The 18,407-nt window shown below is 70.8% G+C and carries 20 protein-coding genes; 7 read left to right on the forward strand and 13 right to left on the reverse strand.

Annotation, left to right across the window (positions count from 1 at the left end):
• Positions 1–114: 114 nt before the first annotated feature.
• Positions 115–1,173, reverse strand: a complete 1,059-nt coding sequence (locus tag ACZ7LU_RS02050; RefSeq protein ID WP_468713129.1) for an ABC-2 transporter permease — start codon at positions 1,171–1,173, stop codon at positions 115–117.
• 221 nt (positions 1,174–1,394) lie between these two features.
• Between ACZ7LU_RS02050 and ACZ7LU_RS02055 the strand changes: the two genes are divergently transcribed.
• The 7 genes from ACZ7LU_RS02055 (at position 1,395) to ACZ7LU_RS02085 (ending at position 7,558) form a co-directional block, all read left to right on the forward strand.
• Complete coding sequence (locus tag ACZ7LU_RS02055) at positions 1,395–1,796, forward strand: MarR family winged helix-turn-helix transcriptional regulator (protein ID WP_471916455.1); 402 nt, start codon at positions 1,395–1,397, stop codon at positions 1,794–1,796.
• Positions 1,797–1,872: 76 nt separating this feature from the next.
• The gene (gene mgt / locus ACZ7LU_RS02060; protein ID WP_471915383.1) at positions 1,873–3,090 is read left to right on the forward strand and encodes a macrolide-inactivating glycosyltransferase; all 1,218 of its coding nucleotides are present in this window, start codon (positions 1,873–1,875) and stop codon (positions 3,088–3,090) included.
• 209 nt (positions 3,091–3,299) lie between these two features.
• On the forward strand, positions 3,300–4,292 hold the full coding sequence (locus ACZ7LU_RS02065) for a CDP-alcohol phosphatidyltransferase family protein (protein WP_468561066.1): 993 nt from the start codon (positions 3,300–3,302) through the stop codon (positions 4,290–4,292).
• Positions 4,293–4,653: 361 nt separating this feature from the next.
• Complete coding sequence (locus ACZ7LU_RS02070; RefSeq protein ID WP_468561068.1) at positions 4,654–5,862, forward strand: S8 family peptidase; 1,209 nt, start codon at positions 4,654–4,656, stop codon at positions 5,860–5,862.
• Positions 5,863–5,935: 73 nt separating this feature from the next.
• A complete protein-coding gene (locus ACZ7LU_RS02075) occupies positions 5,936–6,487 on the forward strand; it encodes a DUF1697 domain-containing protein (RefSeq protein ID WP_471915384.1) in 552 nt (183 codons plus the stop codon).
• Complete coding sequence (locus ACZ7LU_RS02080; RefSeq protein WP_468561072.1) at positions 6,480–6,848, forward strand: nuclear transport factor 2 family protein; 369 nt, start codon at positions 6,480–6,482, stop codon at positions 6,846–6,848. The genes ACZ7LU_RS02075 and ACZ7LU_RS02080 overlap by 8 nt, the downstream gene beginning before the upstream one ends.
• Before the next feature lie 107 nt (positions 6,849–6,955).
• Positions 6,956–7,558, forward strand: coding sequence for a mycothiol-dependent nitroreductase Rv2466c family protein (locus ACZ7LU_RS02085; RefSeq protein WP_471915385.1), 603 nt, complete (start codon positions 6,956–6,958; stop codon positions 7,556–7,558).
• Between the two features lie 18 nt (positions 7,559–7,576).
• Here the strand turns inward: ACZ7LU_RS02085 and ACZ7LU_RS02090 are convergent, their stop codons facing one another.
• From ACZ7LU_RS02090 to ACZ7LU_RS02145, 12 genes are all read right to left on the reverse strand, one after another.
• On the reverse strand, positions 7,577–8,092 hold the full coding sequence (locus ACZ7LU_RS02090; RefSeq protein WP_471148187.1) for a GNAT family N-acetyltransferase: 516 nt from the start codon (positions 8,090–8,092) through the stop codon (positions 7,577–7,579).
• A gap of 55 nt (positions 8,093–8,147) precedes the next feature.
• Complete coding sequence (locus ACZ7LU_RS02095) at positions 8,148–9,005, reverse strand: SCO6745 family protein (RefSeq protein WP_471915386.1); 858 nt, start codon at positions 9,003–9,005, stop codon at positions 8,148–8,150.
• A gap of 11 nt (positions 9,006–9,016) precedes the next feature.
• Positions 9,017–9,790 (reverse strand): sirohydrochlorin chelatase, encoded by a 774-nt coding sequence (locus tag ACZ7LU_RS02100; RefSeq protein WP_471916456.1) that lies wholly within the window; start codon positions 9,788–9,790, stop codon positions 9,017–9,019.
• Entirely contained in the window at positions 9,787–10,695 is a 909-nt protein-coding gene (locus ACZ7LU_RS02105; protein ID WP_398305984.1) for an ABC transporter permease, read from the reverse strand. The genes ACZ7LU_RS02100 and ACZ7LU_RS02105 overlap by 4 nt, the downstream gene beginning before the upstream one ends.
• Positions 10,682–11,473 carry an ABC transporter ATP-binding protein gene (locus ACZ7LU_RS02110; RefSeq protein WP_468561080.1) on the reverse strand — a complete coding sequence of 264 codons (792 nt, stop codon included), beginning with the start codon at positions 11,471–11,473 and terminating at the stop codon, positions 10,682–10,684. The genes ACZ7LU_RS02105 and ACZ7LU_RS02110 overlap by 14 nt, the downstream gene beginning before the upstream one ends.
• A 36-nt stretch (positions 11,474–11,509) precedes the next feature.
• Complete coding sequence (locus tag ACZ7LU_RS02115; protein WP_468312006.1) at positions 11,510–12,613, reverse strand: aliphatic sulfonate ABC transporter substrate-binding protein; 1,104 nt, start codon at positions 12,611–12,613, stop codon at positions 11,510–11,512.
• Positions 12,614–12,851: 238 nt separating this feature from the next.
• Positions 12,852–14,222: a sulfate adenylyltransferase subunit 1 gene (locus ACZ7LU_RS02120; protein ID WP_468561084.1), complete on the reverse strand. Its 1,371-nt coding sequence runs from the start codon at positions 14,220–14,222 to the stop codon at positions 12,852–12,854.
• Positions 14,223–14,224: 2 nt separating this feature from the next.
• Positions 14,225–15,163 (reverse strand): sulfate adenylyltransferase subunit CysD, encoded by a 939-nt coding sequence (gene cysD / locus ACZ7LU_RS02125; RefSeq protein WP_471915387.1) that lies wholly within the window; start codon positions 15,161–15,163, stop codon positions 14,225–14,227.
• Positions 15,160–15,741 (reverse strand): adenylyl-sulfate kinase, encoded by a 582-nt coding sequence (gene cysC / locus ACZ7LU_RS02130; RefSeq protein ID WP_471915388.1) that lies wholly within the window; start codon positions 15,739–15,741, stop codon positions 15,160–15,162. Before cysC ends, cysD begins: the two co-directional genes overlap by 4 nt.
• Positions 15,738–16,454, reverse strand: a complete 717-nt coding sequence (locus tag ACZ7LU_RS02135) for a phosphoadenylyl-sulfate reductase (RefSeq protein ID WP_471915389.1) — start codon at positions 16,452–16,454, stop codon at positions 15,738–15,740. Before ACZ7LU_RS02135 ends, cysC begins: the two co-directional genes overlap by 4 nt.
• The gene (locus tag ACZ7LU_RS02140; protein WP_398309662.1) at positions 16,451–16,630 is read right to left on the reverse strand and encodes a hypothetical protein; all 180 of its coding nucleotides are present in this window, start codon (positions 16,628–16,630) and stop codon (positions 16,451–16,453) included. The genes ACZ7LU_RS02135 and ACZ7LU_RS02140 overlap by 4 nt, the downstream gene beginning before the upstream one ends.
• Positions 16,627–18,324 carry a nitrite/sulfite reductase gene (locus ACZ7LU_RS02145; protein ID WP_398309660.1) on the reverse strand — a complete coding sequence of 566 codons (1,698 nt, stop codon included), beginning with the start codon at positions 18,322–18,324 and terminating at the stop codon, positions 16,627–16,629. Before ACZ7LU_RS02145 ends, ACZ7LU_RS02140 begins: the two co-directional genes overlap by 4 nt.
• Positions 18,325–18,407: the final 83 nt, after the last annotated feature.

Below are 18,407 nucleotides of genomic sequence, written 5' to 3' on the forward strand. Positions count from 1 at the left end.
GGCGAGCTGCCGGCGAAGGACTGCACCTGCCCGACAGGCGCGGGCCGGAAGTAGCCTCGAACCGCACCCGGGCCGGGCGGCTTCAATGCTGCCCGGCCCGGGTACCGCCCGCCGTCACACCGCGACCGACTCCTCCATCTCCTCCTCCATCTGTGCGTCCTGAGCGGCCGCCGGGGCCACCGCGGCACGCCCGCGCCGCTCCCAGAGCCCCGCGATGCCGACCACGACCAGGCCGAGCAGCAGCCAGCCGGCCAGCGTCCAGACGTGGCCGCCGAGTCCGTGGCCGCCGAAGTAGAGGTGGCTGCGGATGCCCTCGACGAAGCCCGCGCCGTTCCAGAAGGCGTGCAGGGAGCCGAAGAAGCCGTTCTGCAGCTCGGGGCGGAAGAGCCCGCCGGACGACGTGAAGTTGAGCATCACGAAGAGCACCATCATCGCCAGCGTCGTCCAGCGCTTCAGGAACGTGTGCAGTCCGACGCCGATGAAGAGGATTCCGGCCGCGTAGAGCCAGCACATGGCCCACACGCCCCACAGCCCCTGGTGCACCAGGTGGAAGACCGGGCCCGCGAGCGCCGCGCCGATGAGGCTGACGGCGAAGGAGACACCCACGACGAGCCCCGCGCGGGCCCGCATCCGCAGCCCCGCGCCCGCCGCGCCGAGCACCGCCACCGACGCGTACGAGCCGATGCTCACGGCGACGAGCAGGAAGAAGAGGCCCTGGCCCGTGGGGTCGTCGTCGACCGGCGCGGCCACGTCGGTGACCTTGAGCGGCTCGCCCTGCTCCGCCGCGACGGGCGTGAAGATCTTCTGCGCGGCCGTCGCGCTCATGTCGGACCCCGCGGTGGCCACGATCAGCTCGGGCGACTTCGCGTCGGGCACGTAGGCGCCCGCTATGTCCTGCGACTTGAGCGCGTCGACGGCCTGCTCGCGCGAGCCGAGGGTACGCACGTCGAGGGCGTCGCCCGCCTTGTCCTTGACGGTCTGCGCGAAGGCCTGGGTCTGCGGTCCTGAGCCGACGACGGCGATCGGCATGTCGTTCGGCTCGGGCGTGACGAACGCGCCCATGTAGGCGAGGCCCATGCCGAGGCACATCAGCAGGGGCGTGAGCAGGTGGAGCAGGACGTGGCGCAGGACGTCCCGCAGTCGGGCGGCGGGTTCCGCGGGGGTGGCGGACATGGGGGACTCCGGTTACTCGGCTTGTTCGGGTTCGGCTTGTTCGGGTTCGGCTTGTTCGGGCTCGACAGAGACGGTCGAGATGGTTGGCATATACAACTCTCGTTGTGTTGTACTGTACAACCATTCATGGAGAGGGAGAAATCGTGACCGATCGAGACGGGTCCGGGGCCGGAGCGAGGGCCGGCGGCCGGGACGAGTCCATCGAGGTCATCCAGCGGGAGATGACCGCGTTCGCCCGGCGGGCGCGCGCCACCGCCGCGCGGATGCACCCCGAGCTCTCGCTCGTGTCCTTCACGCTGCTCAGCCATCTCGAATACCAGGGCGGCTGTCGGGCCACGGACCTGGCCGCGCACTACACGCTCGACAAGTCGACCATCAGCAGGCAGGTGGGAGCGCTGGAGAAGGCCGGGCTCGTCGAGCGGCGGCTCGATCCGGCCGACCATCGGGTGCACGTCCTGCATCCGACCGAGCGGGGCAATGAGGTCCTCGCGCAGGTCGGCGCCGCCCGCCGGGTCGCGTTCCAGGAGCGGCTCGCGGGGTGGAGCGGGGTGGATCTGGAGCGGTTCGCCGAGTATCTGCTCCGCTACAACGAGGCGGCGGCGGCCGACGACAATCCGGCGTAGCGCGAGCGCAGGTCACGGGCGAGCGCAGTCCGTCTACGTCTTGCACGAGACGTCTCGTCTCGCTTAAGGTCTGGGCATGACCTCATCCGGGCCTGCCCACATCGCCATGTTCTCGATCGCCGCCCACGGGCACGTCAACCCGAGCCTCGAAGTGATCCGCGAGCTCGTCGCGCGCGGCCACCGCGTCACGTACGCCATCCCGCACGTCTTCGTGGACAAGGTCGCCGAGACCGGTGCCGAGCCCCGGCCCTACACCACGACGCTGCCCTCCCCGGACGACGACCCGGACGCCTGGGGCACGGAACTGATCGACAACATCGAGCCGTTCCTCGCCGACGCGATCCAAGTCCTGCCGGAGCTGGCCCGCGCCTATGAGGGGGACGAGCCCGACCTCGTCCTGTACGACATCACCTCCTATCCGGCGCGCGTCCTCGCCCGCCGCTGGGGCGTCCCCGAGATCTCGCTCTCGCCGAACCTCGTCGCCTGGGAGGGCTACGAGGAGGAGGTCGCCGAGCCGATGTACGCGGAGCTGAAGGAGACCGAGCGCGGCCGGGCGTACTACGACCGCTTCACCGGCTGGCTCGCCGAGAACGGCATCACCCAGCAGCCGGACCCCTTCGTCGGCAGGCCGCCGCGCTCCCTCGTGCTGATCCCGAAGGCCCTCCAGCCGAACGCCGACCGGGTCGACGAGAGCGTCCACACCTTCGTCGGCGCCTGCCAGGGCGACCGGGCGGCGCAGGGCGACTGGGAGCGGCCCGCGGGCGCCGAGAAGGTGCTGCTCGTCTCGCTCGGCTCGGCCTTCACCAAGCAGCCCGCCTTCTACCGTGAGTGCGTCAAGGCCTTCGGGAACCTGCCGGGCTGGCACGTGGTGCTCCAGGTCGGCAAACACGTCGACGCGGGCGAGCTCGGGGACGTACCGGAGAACGTAGAGGTGCACCCCTGGGTGCCACAGTTGGCGGTCCTCAAAAAGGCCGACGCCTTCATCACCCACGCCGGCGCGGGCGGCAGCCAGGAGGGCCTCGCGACCGCGACGCCGATGGTGGCCGTACCGCTGGCCACCGACCAGTTCGGCAACGCGGACATGCTCCAGGGGCTGGGTGTCGCACGACACGTGCCGATGGAGGAGGCCACCGCCGAGACGCTGCGCGAGGCGGTCCTCGCCCTGGCCGGCGACCCCGAAGTGGCCCGCAGGCTGGGGGAGATCCAGCGGTCGATGGCGGGGGAGGGCGGCACGAAGAGGGCGGCCGACCTCATCGAGGAGGAGCTGGAGAAGGCGCTGGCGGGACGGCCCTGACGTGACGCTGCGTGACGCGGTTCCCTAGGTGGCCCAGTTATTGGATAACGCTCTGATAACGCGCCACCGTGCTGGAAGGCCCATTGACTCGCCCTGAAAGGTTGACCGTTACCCCCGGCCAAAGGTTGCACAGCGTAGATCTTGTTCCTTGGGCGAACTACTTCCTAGCGTGAGGTGAACTTTCGCCGAACGCCAGGAAGTTGACCCCCATGCGTCGAGACATACCGCCCCTCGCCGAGGTGCGCCGCATCACCGAGAAGAAGCGTGACGCGTGGTGGACCGTGTTGCTTGTCGACCCGGTCGCCACGCCGCTCGTGCGGCTCACCGCCAAGTACACGCGGATCACGCCGAACCAGATCACCTGGGGCGCGTTCCTTCTCGGGCTCGGCTCGGCGGCGTGTTTCGCGTTCGGCGACTGGAAGTGGCTCGCCCTCGGTGCGGTGATCTACCACTTCAGCTTCATCCTCGACTGCATGGACGGGAAGGTCGCCCGGCTCACCGGTCAGGGCTCGGTCTTCGGCGCCTGGCTGGACTTCGTCTTCGACCGGATCCGCGTCATGGTGTGCGGCGTCGCGCTGATGTGGGGCCAGTACGACCGCACCGGCGACACCCTCTACATCTGGCTCGCGCTCGCCGTCGTCGCGCTCGACACCCTGCGCTACATCAACTCGCTGGAGATCTTCAAGATCCGGCACACCATGCGCAAGCAGATCAAGACGCGCATGCGGGCCGCGCGGCGCGCGCAGAACGAGGCGGAGCTCGCCTTCATGGAGGACCTGCTGCGGGACAACCCGTCGGCCGACATCGAGCAGGACCTGCAGCGGGCCGCGGGCGAGGCGCCCTACGCCCCGCAGCCGTCCCAGGAGGCCGGCGCCGAGGGGGAGACGGCGACGGTGGCTCCGAAGGCTCAGGTGATCGACCTGCACCAGGAGTTCCGGCGGAAGTTCCCCGCGTATCTGCGGGCCCGTTCCTTCCTGCTGCGCCACCGTATTCGCGCGCACCTGGTGAGCGGCATCGAGTTCCAGATGGGCGTCTTCATGATCGGCCCGCTCTTCGACGCGGTGATCCCCGCGACGATCGTCTCGGGTGCGCTCCTGCTGGTCTTCGAACTTGCCATCATCTACAAACTGCTGCTCTCGACCCGTGACTTCACGCGGACGATCGACTCCTTCGAGGAGCAGAAGGTCCCCGCCGCGGCCTGAGGCGCGACGCCGGTGCGCATGTTCCCGACGCCGGACGAGCTGGTTCTGCCAGCGCGTCCGGCGTTGTCCGTGTGGCGCGAAACGCCTTCTGTTACCGGGAGTTGGGGGTGCTGTGGCCCGGGATGTCCGGTCCGGCAGCACAGATCCGGTTTGTTATTACGGAACCTTGTTGAACAAGTCACAGCTGTATGTAGGTATTGATCTGCGCGCGTCAATCAGTCAGGGTTTCGTCCCAACACCCGGAGATCTTCCGGCCCTCGAGGGATGTCGCGACGAACTTGTCGCCACGGCAGGCCCTGGGCGAAACAGCTGAATAAACCCCCCCACATCCCCCCACACAGCACTGAGGAGACCCCTCTTCATGGCAACTCACAAGCGTGCCCGCACGATGAAGCTCACCGCCGCGATAGCCACCGCCGCCACCGCGGTCGGCGTCACCGTCTTCGCGACCTCCTTCGCCGGTGCGGCCACCCCCGCCGAGGGCAAGGTGTACGGCCTGGACGCCAAGGGCGCCGTGGCCGGCAGCTACATCGTGATGCTCGACGAGAAGGTCGACAAGGCCGGCAAGTCCGACCTGGCCGAGGAGTACGGCGGCGAGCTCAAGCGCAACTACTCCTCCGCGATCAACGGCTTCTCGGCCAAGGGCCTGAGCGAGACCGAGGCCAAGCGCCTGGCCGCCGACCCGTCCGTCGGCAAGGTCGTCCAGTCGAAGAAGTTCACCATCGACGCCACCCAGGACAACCCGCCGTCGTGGGGCCTGGACCGCATCGACCAGGCGGACACCGCTGCCGACAAGAAGTACACCTACCCGGACGCCGCCGGCGAGGGCGCCACCGCGTACGTCATCGACACCGGTGTCCGCGTCAGCCACAAGGACTTCGGCGGCCGCGCGGTCTCCGGCTTCGACGCCGTCGACAACGACGACAACGCCGACGACGGCAACGGCCACGGCACGCACGTCGCCGGCACCATCGCCGGTGAGGCGCACGGCGTCGCCAAGAAGGCGAAGATCGTCGCCGTCCGCGTCCTGGACGACCAGGGCTCCGGCACCACCGAGCAGGTCGTCGCGGGCATCGACTGGGTCACCAAGAACCACCAGGGCCCCTCCGTCGCCAACATGAGCCTCGGCGGCGGAGCGGACGAAGCGCTCGACGCGGCCGTCCAGAAGGCGATCGACGCCGGCGTCACCTTCGCGGTCGCCGCGGGCAACGAGTCGACCGACGCCTCCCAGGGCTCCCCGGCCCGGGTGAAGGACGCCATCACGGTCGCCTCCTCCACCAAGGACGACAAGCAGTCGGACTTCTCCAACTACGGCTCCGTCGTGGACATCTACGCCCCGGGCTCGGACATCACGTCCGCCTGGAACACCGGTGACGACGCCACCAACACCATCTCCGGTACGTCGATGGCGACCCCGCACGTCGTGGGCGCCGCCGCCGTCTACGTCGCCGCCCACCCGGACGCCAAGCCCGCGGACGTCGCCAAGGCCCTGACCGACGGCGCCACCCCCGACAAGATCTCCAACCCGAGCGAGGGCACGCCCAACAAGCTCCTGAAGGTCGTCGAGTAACCCTCGCCGCTCCCCGAGCCGCGGTCGTCGTGCCCACCCCCACGGGGCACGGCGGCCGCTCTATCGTGTGCGCATGGCGATCAAGACATATGCGGCGCTGCTGCGCGGCATCAACGTGGGCGGCCACAAGAAGGTGCCGATGGCCGACCTCCGGGCGCTCCTGGAAGGGCTCGGCCACGGCGGCGTACGGACGTATCTGCAGAGCGGCAACGCCGTCTTCACCGCGGACCACGGCTACGAGGAGTCCCTGGCGGCCGAGGTGCGGGCGGCGATCGAGGAGCGCTTCGGCTTCGCCGTCGACGTCATCGTGCGCGACAGCGCCTACCTGAAGGCGGTGGCCGACGCCTGCCCGTTCCCCGCCGCCGACCTGCAGCCCAAGCAACTGCACGTCACCTACTTCTCCGCGCCGGTCACCGAGGAACGCTTCGCCTCCCTCCACCAACCCGACTTCCTCCCCGAGGAGTTCAGGCTCGGCGACCGGGTCCTCTACCTGTACGCCCCCGACGGTCTCGGCCGGTCCAAGCTCGCCGAACAGCTGGCACGACCCGCCTTCACCAAGGGCGTCGTCGCCACCACCCGCAACTGGAACACCGTCACCCAGCTCGTGGAGATGACCCGTGACTGACCGCACCCCCGCCGTCCAGGCCGCCATCGAGGGCGAGCTGCGCCTCCTCGACCCCGAGGTGCGCGCGTCGCCCGAACTCTTCGGGGCGCTGCTGCACCCCGAGTTCACCGAGTTCGGCGCCTCCGGCGCACAGTGGGACCGCGCGTCGATCGTGCGGGTCCTCACGGCGAGCCCGGCACCCGGCGCCCGCCCCTTCACGACCTCCCGCATGAGGGGCGTCCAGCTCGCCGACGACCTGGTGCACCTGACCTTCGACACGGACAACAACGGGCGCCGGGCGCACCGCAGTTCACTGTGGCGGCGTACGGACGGCACCTGGCGGCTCTGGTTCCACCAGGCGACCCCGTTCGAGGACGACTGATCCCCCGGCCCGGCGTGCCCGAAGCGGTCCTGCTACCCGAAGTGGCCCGTGCTCAGAGGTCGTGAATGGCCCAGGAGCAGGAGCCATTCGCCGCATAGGGTCGGGGCATGACGACCGTCGACTTCTACTTCGACCCGGCCTGCCCCTTCGCCTGGATCACCTCGCGCTGGATCCTGGAGGTCGAGCCCCAACGCGACCTCGACGTCCGCTTCCACGTGATGAGCCTCTTCCTCCACAACGAGGGCAACGAACTCCCCGACTGGTACAGGGACCTGGTCGACCGCTCGCTCACCCTGACGAGGATCGCCGCGGCCGCCGCGGACCGGCACGGCGACAAGGTCCTCCGCGACCTCTACACCGCCTACGGGACCCGCATCCACCAGGACGGGAACGAGGACTTCGGGGAGGTCGCCGAACAGGCCCTCGCCGAGCTCGGGCTGCCGGCCGATCTCGCGGCGGCGGCGCACGACGCCTCGTACGACGACGTGCTGCGCCGCAGCCACGACGCGGGCAAGGACCCCGCGGCCGACGGCTATGTGGGCACGCCGACGATCCACGTCGACGGCACCGTCTGGTTCGGGCCCGTGCTGCGCGCGATCCCGCGCGGCGAGGAGGCGGCCCGGCTCTTCGACAGCTTCCGCGTCCTCGCGGGCCACCCGGACTTCTTCGAGCTGAAGCGCACCCGCACCGGCGGCCTCGACTTCTCCTGAGGCCCAGGCTGCGGGCGTTCAGTCCACGGGGCGCCGCGAGGTCATCTGGAGGGTGATCGTGCCGCCCTCCTCGGGGACCGCGCGGCTCTGCGTGTAACCGAGGCGCTCGAGGACGGAGAGGGAGGGGGCGTTCTCCGCGTCGACGGTGGCGTGCACCTCGGCCAGGCCCAGGGTCTCGTGACCGTACGCGGTGAGGAGCCGCGCCAGCTCGGTGCCGAGCCCGAGCCCCCAGCTCTCCCTGGTGAGGCCGTAGACGATCTCGTGGCCGTCGAGCCAGCTCTCCGGGGAGGGCTTGACCTCGGCGTGGCCGGCATAGCGCCCCTCGTACCGGACCGCCCACACGGGAAAGCGCCCCTCCGCGTACACACGGCTGAAGATCCGTCCGAACAGCGCCCGGTCCTCCGCCTCGCTCTGCATCCCGTCCCCGAACCAGCGCCCCACCGCCTCGTCCTGGAACAGCGCCACGAAGTCCTCCTCGTCGGAGGCTGCGTAGGGGGAGAGGGCGAGGCGTTCGGACCGCAGTTCGGGCGTCATCCGCGTGACGGTAGGGGGCGGGACACAGCGGCGCAAACGGATTCCCGCGCGGCGCTCAGCCGACCGCCCGCGGCAGTCCGATCGGGTTCGGGAACGGCAGGACGTCCGCGTCCAGGATGTGGCGGGCCGCCGGCTCCAGCGCGGCGAGGAGCGCGTCCGTCTCCTTGTGGTGCAGCGGGCGCAGCATGCGTGCCGCGAGGCGGTCCGTGTCGTCCTCGATCAACTCCCGCTCCGTCAGACCGCGTTCGGTGACCCGGCCCAGTGCGTCGAGCAGGCCGAGGCCGCGCATCCGATCCACGGAGACCTCCCACTCCTCCTCGGTCCAGCCCCGGTCCTGCCGGATGCCGGCCGCGTCGACGCGGTCGGTCGCGGCGGCCAGGACGAGGCTCTCGCGGGCGTCAAGGCCGCGGTCGGCGAGGACCGCGACATGTGCGTCACCGCGGAACTCGCGGACGCAGGTGCACAGTTGCCAGAGCCGCTCGACCGGGTCGGCGCGGTCCGCCAGGTCGCGGTTGGCGGCGAACAGCGGGCGGGCGAGCGACGGGGCGTCCTCCACCATGGCCATCAGGGGCCCGTTGACCGTGGCGGCCAACGTGCCGACCGACGGGACCAGTTGGCGCAGGGCGGCGGCCGTGAGGCGGGCGCGCTCCTCGACGACCCGGTCCGGCGACGCGTACTCCCACGCGGACGGCAGGGCGCGCGCCACCATGCCGGGCGCGAAGACACCCAGTGCGGCGGCGGCCACCCCGGGGCCGACGCGGCCCATCGGCGCGGTGCGGGCCGCGAAGTACCCCATCCAGAAGCCCTTGAGGCCCACGGCCCGGCCGAGGCCGCGGCAGCGTTCCTCGAAGTAGACCACCGCGTGCAGGGGTTCGGTGCGCAGCCACAGCGTGCGGGATCGGCTCGGGGTCATGAACCCACAAGCTAGGCCAGTGCGGGAGTCCGCGCCAGGGGAGCAACGGGGCAGGTGCCAGGCGCATAGGCCTCGTCATAGCGCCGTACCAGGAGCCGCGCGACCGCCGGCGCCGGTCCGAGGACGTCGGCCAGGACGTCGGCGCCTGCCGCGCCCCGCGCGATGCGGTCCGGCAGGAAGCCGGGAGCAAGGACATAGGGGGCGACGGCCACCCGCCGCACCCCGGCCACGGCCCGCAGCTCGCGCACGGCGTCCTCCGTGCGCGGCAGGGACGCGGAGGCGAACGCAGGCCGCACGGCGCACCAACCGGTGTGCCGCCACTCCCGCGCGATGTCAGCGATCACTGCGATCGCCTCCGGGTCCGACGACCCCGCCGAGGCCAGGACGACCCCGGTCGAGGACTTGTCGGCGGGGTCGAGCCCCGCCTCGTACAGCCGCTGCTCCAGGGCGGACAGGAGCAGCGGGGAAGGGCCGAGCACCGCGGCCTGCCGGACGCGCAGCACCGGCGGCGCCTCGCGCAGGACCGCGGGGATGTCCGCCTTGGCGTGGAACGCCCGCGTCAGGAGGAGGGGCTGCGCCACGACGTCGCGTACGCCCTCGGCCGCCAGCTGCTCCAAAACCTCCGGTACGGAAGGGGCGTTGAAGTCCAGGAAGGCCGTCTCCACCCGCAGCCCGGGGCGCAGCGACCGCACCCGGCGCACCAGCGCGTGCACGGTCGCGGCGTGCCGCGGGTCGCGGCTGCCGTGGGCGACGACGAGGAGGACGGGACGGTGCACGGGACTCAGCTCCTCACGAGGAGGCCGCGGCTGCGCAGGACGCGCCGCTCAAGCGGGCTGAAGATCAGCAGGTCGATGGCGACGCCGACGATCAGGATGAGCAGGATGGCGAGGAAGATCATGGGCATGGAGCTGGCGTTGCGGCCGTTCTCCAGGAGCTGGCCGAGACCCACGCCGAGCTCCGGCGAGGACGCGATGATCTCCGCGGCCATGAGGGAGCGCCAGGAGAAGGCCCAGCCCTGCTTGAGCCCCGCGAGGTAGCCGGGCAGCGCCGCGGGGAGCACGATGTGCCAGGTGTGCCGCAGCCCCGTCGCGCCGAGCGTGCGGCCCGCGCGCAGGAACAGCGGCGGCACCTGGTCGACGCCCGACACGAGGCCGTTGGCGATGGAGGGGACCGCGCCGAGGAGGATGACGGCGTACATCATCTTGTTCTCCAGGCCCAGCCACAGCACCGCGGGCGGCACCCACGCCACCGAGGGCAGCGACTGCAGACCGGAGAGGATCGGGCCGATGGCGGCCCGGATGAACCGCACGCGCGCGACGATCAGGCCGAGTGGTGTGCCGATCGCCAGGGCGAGCAGGAAGCCGAGCAGACCGCGCGAGACGGAGGTCCAGATGTAGTCGAGCAGGGTGCCCTGGAGCCACGCCTCGGTCACCTCGTCCCACACCGCGGACGGCGAGGGCAGCTTCGTCGGATCGTCGACGATCTTGAAGGAGACCAGCGCCTGCCACACGAGCAGGACGAGGAGCACCGCGGTGAGCGGCGGCACCACCTTCTGGACGAGCACCTGCCGCACCGGCGTGCGGACGGGGCCCGCCTTCGTCTCCAGCGCGTCGAGGCCCGCCTCCAGGCCGGCGAGGTCCTGGCCGTCCCCGGACTCCTTGACCGGTTCTGTCGTCTCAGTGCTGGCCATGGCGGCGGATCTCCCCACGCAGTTGTTCGGTGATCTCGACGGACAGTTCCGCCACGGCGGTGTCCTCGATGCGGCGCGGGTGCGGGATGTCGACCCGCCACTCGTGCGCCACCCGGCCGGGACGCGACGAGAGGAGCACGACGCGCTGGGCGAGGCGCACGGCCTCGCGGACGTTGTGCGTGACGAAGAGGACGGAGACGTTCGTCTCGCGCCAGATGCGGGTCAGCTCGTCGTGCAGCACGTCGCGCGTGATCGCGTCGAGCGCCGCGAACGGCTCGTCCATAAGGAGCAGCCGGCTGTCCTGGGCCAGCGCGCGGGCCAGCGCCACCCGCTGGCGCATGCCGCCGGACAGCTCGTGCACCCGCTTGCCGTACGCGCCCTGCAGCCGGACGAGTTCGAGCAGCTCCTCGGCCTTCGGGCGGCGCTCGGCCTTCGGCACGCCGCGCAGCTTCAGGGCGAGCTCGATGTTCTTGCCCGCGGTCAGCCACGGGAAGAGGGCGTGCTCCTGGAACATCAGGGCCGGGCGGCCGTCCGTCGCGATGGTGCCCGCGGACGGCTCGTCGAGCCCAGCGACCAGATTGAGCAGCGTCGACTTGCCGCAGCCGGAGGCTCCCAGGAGGGTGACGAACTCGCCCGGCGCGACATCGAGCGTGATGTCGTCCAGGACCAGCTGGGGTCCGGCGGGACCGCCGAAGGACTTCGAGACGTGCTCGATCCGCGCGGCGTGTCCGGCCGTGGTGCGGGTGTCCTCCGCGGCCGTGGCGAGGGTGGTCGCCATGGTCGTCACCTCCTGTGAACGGGTCGTGGTCCGGGGCTACTTGACGCCGAGACCGGCGTCGTCGACCGGGGACTCGCCCGCGGCCTTGAGAACCTTGTTCAGCGGGCGGAGGTCGTAGATGCCCTTGAGGTCGGGCTTCTCCAGGAGACCGGCCTTGACGGCGTGGTCCGCCTCCGCCTCGAGGGTGGCGGCCAGCGGGTCGTCGGTCGTCTCGATCGACTTCCACGCCGGGTCGAGCACCTCGGCGGGCAGCGCCTTGCCGGAGTCCGCCTTCAGCCGGGCGTTCGCGGCGGCCTTGGCCTTCTCCGGGTTCTTCTCGATCCACGCGTTGGTCTTCACGGCGCCGCGCAGCACGGCCTCGACGACCTTCGGGTGCTCCTTGAGGAACTCCTGCCGCACGATGATGTTCGTGATCACGAACTTCTTGTCCGGCCACAGGTCGGCCTCGTCGAGCAGCACCTTGCCGCCCTCGGCGACCAGCTTGGAGGCGGTCGGCTCCGGCACCCAGGCGCCGTCCACGGAACCGGACTTGTAGGCGTCCGGGGTGATCTTGTTGTCGGTGCGGACGACCGACACGTCGCCCTTGCCGCTCTGCGCGTCGACCCGCCAGCCCCGATCGGCGATCCAGTTGAGGAAGGCGACGTCCTGGGTGTTGCCGAGCTGCGGCGTCGCGATCTTCTTGCCCTTGACGTCGGCCAGGGACTTGATCTTCTCGGGGTTCACCACGAGCTTCACGCCGCCGGACGCGGAGCCGCCGATGATCCGCAGATTCTTGCCCTGCGACTTGGTGTAGCCGTTGATGGCGGGCGACGGGCCGATCCAGCCGATGTCGATGGAGCCCGCGTTGAGCGCCTCGATCTCGGAGGGGCCGGCGTTGAACTGCGAGTACTTCGCCTCCGTACCGCCGAGCTCCTTCTGGAACAGGCCCTCCTGGCTGCCGACGAGGGCGGTGGCGTGGGTGAGGTTCGGGAAGTACCCGATCTTCACGCTGTCCAGGCCGTCGATCTTCTCGGCGCCCTCGGCGACCTTGGACTTCTCGTCGGCGTCGGCCGCCTCGGAGCCGTAGCCGCAGGCGCCGAGCGCCAGGGCGAGGAGGGGCAGTGCCGCGAGGGCGGCGAGTCGGGTGCGTGGTGCAGGCACGGGAGGTGGTCCTCTCGTTGGCCCGGTCTCACGCCGTCAGGTCGTGGCCGGGAGGTCGGCAGGTCTTCGTCTTCGTACGGGGGTGCCCGCGAGGAAGGGGCGGGCGTGGGCGCGCATGCGGTGCGCGTACGTCATCGAGCACATCGCGCCACCCCGCCCTGTCCGCTGCCGAGGGCGCCGCTGCCGATGCGGCCGCCCTCTTTCGCGAACGTCGCGAACATGTCGACGCAGGTCATGGTCAGAAGTCCCAGCCCTCGTCGTCGGCGGCCGGGCCGGTCTCCGGCACGGCGTCGGTGGGCGCGGCGAACGCGTCGCCCGCCATGCCCGCCGCGAGCGTCGTGCCGTCCGCCGGGTCGATGAGCAGGAACGAGCCGGTGCGGCGCGAGTCGGCGTACGAGTCGAGGGCGAGCGGCTCGGCGGTACGGACCTTCACCCGGCCGATGTCGTTGGCGACGAGCCGGCCGGGCTCGGGGTGCTGGGAGAGGTCGTCGAGAGTGAGCCGCGACGGGATCTCCTTCACGATCGCCTTGACCGTACGCGTGGTGTGCTTGAGCAGCACCCGCTGGCCGACGGTGAGCGCGGTGTCCGCGACGTGGCAGACGGTGGCCTCGACGTCCTGCGTGGTCGGCGGGGCGTCGCCGCTCGGCACGATCAGATCGCCGCGCGAGATGTCGATGTCGTCCTCGAGGAGGAGCGTCACGGACTGCGGCGTCCAGGCCACGTCCACCGGGGTGCCCAGCAGGTCGATCCCGGTGACCTTCGAGGTCCGCCCGGAGGGCAGCACGGTCACGGACTCGCCGACCCGGAACGCGCCGGCCGCGATCTGGCCCGCGTAGCCGCGGTAGTCGGGGTGCTCGGGGGTCTGCGGACGGATCACGTACTGGACGGGCAGGCGCGCGTGGCAGGTGGTCAGGTCGTGGCTGACCGGGACCGTCTCCAGGTGCTCCAGGACGGTGGGGCCGCCGTACCAGTCCATGTTCGAGGACGGCTCGACGACATTGTCGCCCGCGAGGGCCGAGATCGGGATCGCGGTGATCTCCGGGACGCCCAGCTCGCCCGCGTACGCGGTGAACTCCTCGGCGATCTTCGCGAAGACGGTCTCGTCGTAGGCGACCAGGTCCATCTTGTTCACGGCGAGGACGACGTGCGGGACGCGCAGGAGCGCGGCGACGGCGGCGTGCCGGCGGGTCTGCTCGATGACGCCGTTGCGGGCGTCGACGAGGACCACGGCGAGGTCGGCCGTGGAGGCGCCGGTGACCATGTTCCGCGTGTACTGCACGTGCCCGGGGGTGTCGGCGAGGATGAACCGGCGCCGGGCGGTGGCGAAGTAGCGGTAGGCCACGTCGATGGTGATGCCCTGCTCGCGCTCGGCGCGCAGGCCGTCGGTGAGCAGCGCCAGGTCGGGCGCCTCCTGGCCACGGCCGAGGGAGACGCGCTCGACGGCCTCGAGCTGGTCGGTGAGGACCGACTTGGAGTCGTGCAGGAGGCGGCCCACCAGGGTGGACTTGCCGTCGTCGACGGAGCCGGCGGTGGCGAACCGCAGCAGGGTGGTGGCCGACAACTGCTCGGTGGAGAGCGGCTGGACCGGCTCAGTGGTGCTGTTGCTCATGGTTAGAAGTACCCCTCGCGCTTGCGGTCTTCCATCGCGGCCTCGGAGAGCTTGTCGTCGGCCCTCGTCGCCCCGCGCTCGGTCAGCCGCGACGCGGCGATCTCGGTGATGACGGCGTCCAGCGTGGTGGCGTCGGAGTCGACGGCGCCGGTGCAGGACATGTCGCCCACCGTGCGGTAGCGGATCAGCCGCCGCTCGACCGTCTCGCCCTCCTTGGGGCCGCCCCACTCCCCGGCGGTCAGCCACATCCCCGAGCGCTGGAAGACGTCCCGCTCGTGCGCGAAGTAGATCTGCGGGAGCTCGATCTTCTCGCGGGCGATGTACTGCCACACGTCCAGCTCGGTCCAGTTGGAGAGCGGGAAGACGCGGACGTGCTCGCCGGGGGCGTGGCGGCCGTTGTAGAGCTGCCACAGCTCGGGGCGCTGGCGGCGCGGGTCCCACTGCGAGAACTCGTCGCGCAGCGAGAACACCCGCTCCTTGGCCCGGGCCTTCTCCTCGTCGCGGCGCCCGCCGCCGAAGACCGCGTCGAACCTCTCGCTCTGGATCTTCTCGGTGAGCGGCACGGTCTGCAGCGGGTTGCGGGTGCCGTCGGGGCGCTCGCGCAGCTTGCCCGCGTCGATGTACTCCTGCACCGACGCCACGTGCAGGCGCAGCCCGTGCTCGGCCACCACCCGGTCGCGGTACTCGATGACCTCGGGGAAGTTGTGCCCGGTGTCCACGTGCAGCAGCGAGAAGGGCACCGCCGCCGGGGCGAACGCCTTCAGCGCCAGGTGCAGCATGACGATGGAGTCCTTGCCGCCGGAGAAGAGGATCACCGGCCGCTCGAACTCACCCGCCACCTCCCGGAAGATGTGCACCGCCTCGGACTCCAGGGCGTCCAGGTGGCTGAGAGCGTAGGGGCTGTCGGTGCCCTCGTCGGTCACTGGGGCAACAGTGGTCATGCGAGACCCCTCTCGGTGAGCAGCTGGTGGACGGCCGCCGCCGACTCCTGCACGGTCTGGTTCTGCGACTCGATGCGCAGGTCGGGCGACTCGGGCGCCTCGTAGGGGTCGTCGACTCCGGTCAGGCCGGAGATCTCGCCCTTCGCCTGCTTGGCGTACAGACCCTTCACATCGCGTACGGAGCACACCTCCACCGGCGTCGCGACATGCACCTCGACGTAGGCGGTCTCGCCCGCCTGGTGGCGCTTGCGCACCGCCTCGCGGCTGTCCGCGAACGGCGCGATCACCGGCACAAGCGCCAGCACGCCGTTACGGGCGAGGAGTTCGGCGACGAAGCCGATGCGCTGCACGTTGGTGTGCCGGTCCTCGCGGCTGAAGCCGAGGCCCGCCGAGAGGAACTCCCGGATCTCGTCGCCGTCGAGCACCTCCACCCGGCGGCCCTCCGCACGCAGGCGGCCCGCCAGTTCGTAGGCGATGGTCGTCTTGCCGGCGCTGGGCAGGCCGGTGAGCCAGACGGTGGCTCCGGTCGTCACGTGGTTCTCCCGGGTCTGTTGCTGCTGGGTCTGCGGCGCGGTCATCCGTGGATCCCGCACTCGGTCTTGGCGTTCCCCGCCCAGCGGCCGGCCCGCGCGTCCTCGCCCTCCAGGAGGCGGCGGGTGCAGGGGGCGCAGCCCACCGAGCCGTAGCCGTCCATGAGGAGCGGGTTGGTGAGGACGCCGTGCTCGGCGACGTACGCGTCGACGTCGTCCTGCGTCCAGCGGGCGATCGGCGAGATCTTGACCTTGCGGCGCTTCTCGTCCCAGCCGACCACGGGGGTGTTGGCCCTGGCCGGCGAGTCGTCGCGGCGCAGTCCCGTGGCCCACGCGGAGTATCCCGCGAGGCCCTCCTCCAGGGGCTGCACCTTCCGCAGCTTGCAGCACAGGTCCGGGTCGCGGTCGTGCAGCCGCGCGCCGTACACGGAGTCCTGCTCGGCGACGGACTGACGGGGTGTCAGGGTGATGACGTTGACGTCCATGACGGCCTCGACGGCGTCACGGGTGCCGATGGTCTCGGGGAAGTGGTAGCCGGTGTCCAGGAACACGACGTCGACGCCGGGCATCGCCCGCGAGGCGAGGTGGGCGACGACCGCGTCCTCCATCGAGGACGTCACGCAGAAGCGTGTCCCGAAGGTGTCGGCGGCCCACTGGAGGACCTCCAGGGCGGAGGCGTCCTCCAGGTCGCGCCCGGCCTGCTCGGCGAGCGCCTTCAACTCGTCGTCCGTGCGCGGCTTCTTGTCCTGAGTAGTCGTCATATCTGGTTCTCTCCACTGCTGGTGCGCTGAACGCCCCGGGCGAGCAGCCCGAGGAACTTCAGCTGAAAGGCCCGGTTGCACGCCGCGCATTCCCAGGCGCCGTGACCGGCCTCGTGGGGGCGCAGGTCCTCGTCGCCGCAGTACGGGCAGTGGAACGGGGCGGCACGCTCGCTCACTTGAGGGCCTCCTCGGACGCGCGGGCGGTCCACGTGGCGAAGCGCTCGCCGTCCTCGCGCTCCGCCTGGAAGTGCTTGAGGACCCGCTCGATGTAGTCGGGCAGCTCGGCCGCGGTGACCTTCAGGCCGCGGACCTTGCGGCCGAAGCCGGCGTCGAGCCCGAGGGCGCCGCCCAGGTGCACCTGGTAGCCCTCGACCTGATTGCCGTCGGCGTCGAGCATGAGCTGGCCCTTGAGGCCGATGTCGGCGACCTGGATGCGGGCGCAGGCGTTCGGGCAGCCGTTGATGTTGATGGTGATGGGCTCGTCGAACTCCGGGATGCGGCGCTCCAGTTCGTCGATGAGGGAGGCGCCGCGCGCCTTCGTCTCGACGATGGCGAGCTTGCAGAACTCGATGCCCGTGCAGGCCATGGTGCCGCGCCGGAAGGGCGAGGCGTTGACCCGCAGGTCGAGCGCTTCGAGGGCGGAGACGAGCGAGTCGACCTGGTCCTGCTCGATGTCGAGCACGATCATCTTCTGCTCGGCGGTGGTGCGCAGCCGGCCCGAGCCGTGCGCCTCGGCGACCTCGGCGATCTTGGTGAGGGTGGCGCCGTCGACGCGGCCGACGCGGGGCGCGAAGCCGACGTAGAAGCGCCCGTCCTTCTGCCGGTGGACGCCGAGGTGGTCGCGCCAGGTGCCGGCGGGCTGCTCGGGGGCGGGCCCGTCGACCAGCTTCCGCCGCAGGTACTCGTCCTCCAGGATCTGCCGGAACTTCTCCGGGCCCCAGTCGGCGACGAGGAACTTCAGGCGGGCGCGGTTGCGCAGCCTGCGGTAGCCGTAGTCGCGGAAGATGCCGATGACGCCGCCGAACACGTCCGGCACCTCGTCGAGCGGCACCCAGGCGCCGAGCCGTACCCCGAGCTTGGGGTTGGTGGAGAGGCCGCCGCCGACCCACAGGTCGAAGCCGGGGCCGTGCTCGGGGTGGTGGACGCCGACGAAGGCGATGTCGTTGATCTCGTGCGCCACGTCGAGCTGCGGGGAGCCGGAGATCGCGCTCTTGAACTTGCGCGGCAGGTTCGAGAAGTCGGGGTTGCCGATGAAACGGCGCTGGATCTCGTCGATGGCGGGGGAGCCGTCGATGATCTCGTTCTCGGCGACGCCCGCCACGGGGGAGCCGAGGATCACGCGGGGCGTGTCACCGCACGCCTCGGTGGTCGAGAGCCCCACGGCTTCCAGCCGCCGCCAGATCTCGGGGACGTCCTCGATGCGGATCCAGTGGTACTGGATGTTCTGCCGGTCGGTGAGGTCGGCGGTGCCGCGCGCGAACTCCTGGGAGATCTCGCCGATGACGCGCAGCTGCTCGGTGGTCAGCCGCCCGCCGTCGACGCGCACCCGGAGCATGAAGTACTCGTCGTCCAGCTCCTCCGGCTCCAGGATCGCGGTCTTGCCGCCGTCGATCCCGGGCTTGCGCTGGGTGTAGAGGCCCCACCAGCGCATCCGGCCACGGAGATCGTTCGGGTCGATGGAGTCGAATCCACGCTTCGAGTAGATCGTCTCAATGCGTGTCCGCACATTGAGACCGTCGTCGTCCTTCTTGAACTGCTCGTTCCCGTTGAGCGGCGTGAAGTGACCTGCGGCCCACTGGCCCTCGCCGCGGTGACGGCTCGCCTTGCGGCGGGGCGTGGCTGGGGCGGGCTTCTCTGGCGTGGCGGCCATGCTGGTACGTCCTTCGGGGCAGCGGGAAAGCAACTCTGACCTGCGAAAATGGCACGTTCCCAGGCCTGCTGGGCAGGAGGAGG

The organism is Streptomyces sp. NPDC039462 (assembly GCF_055639375.1).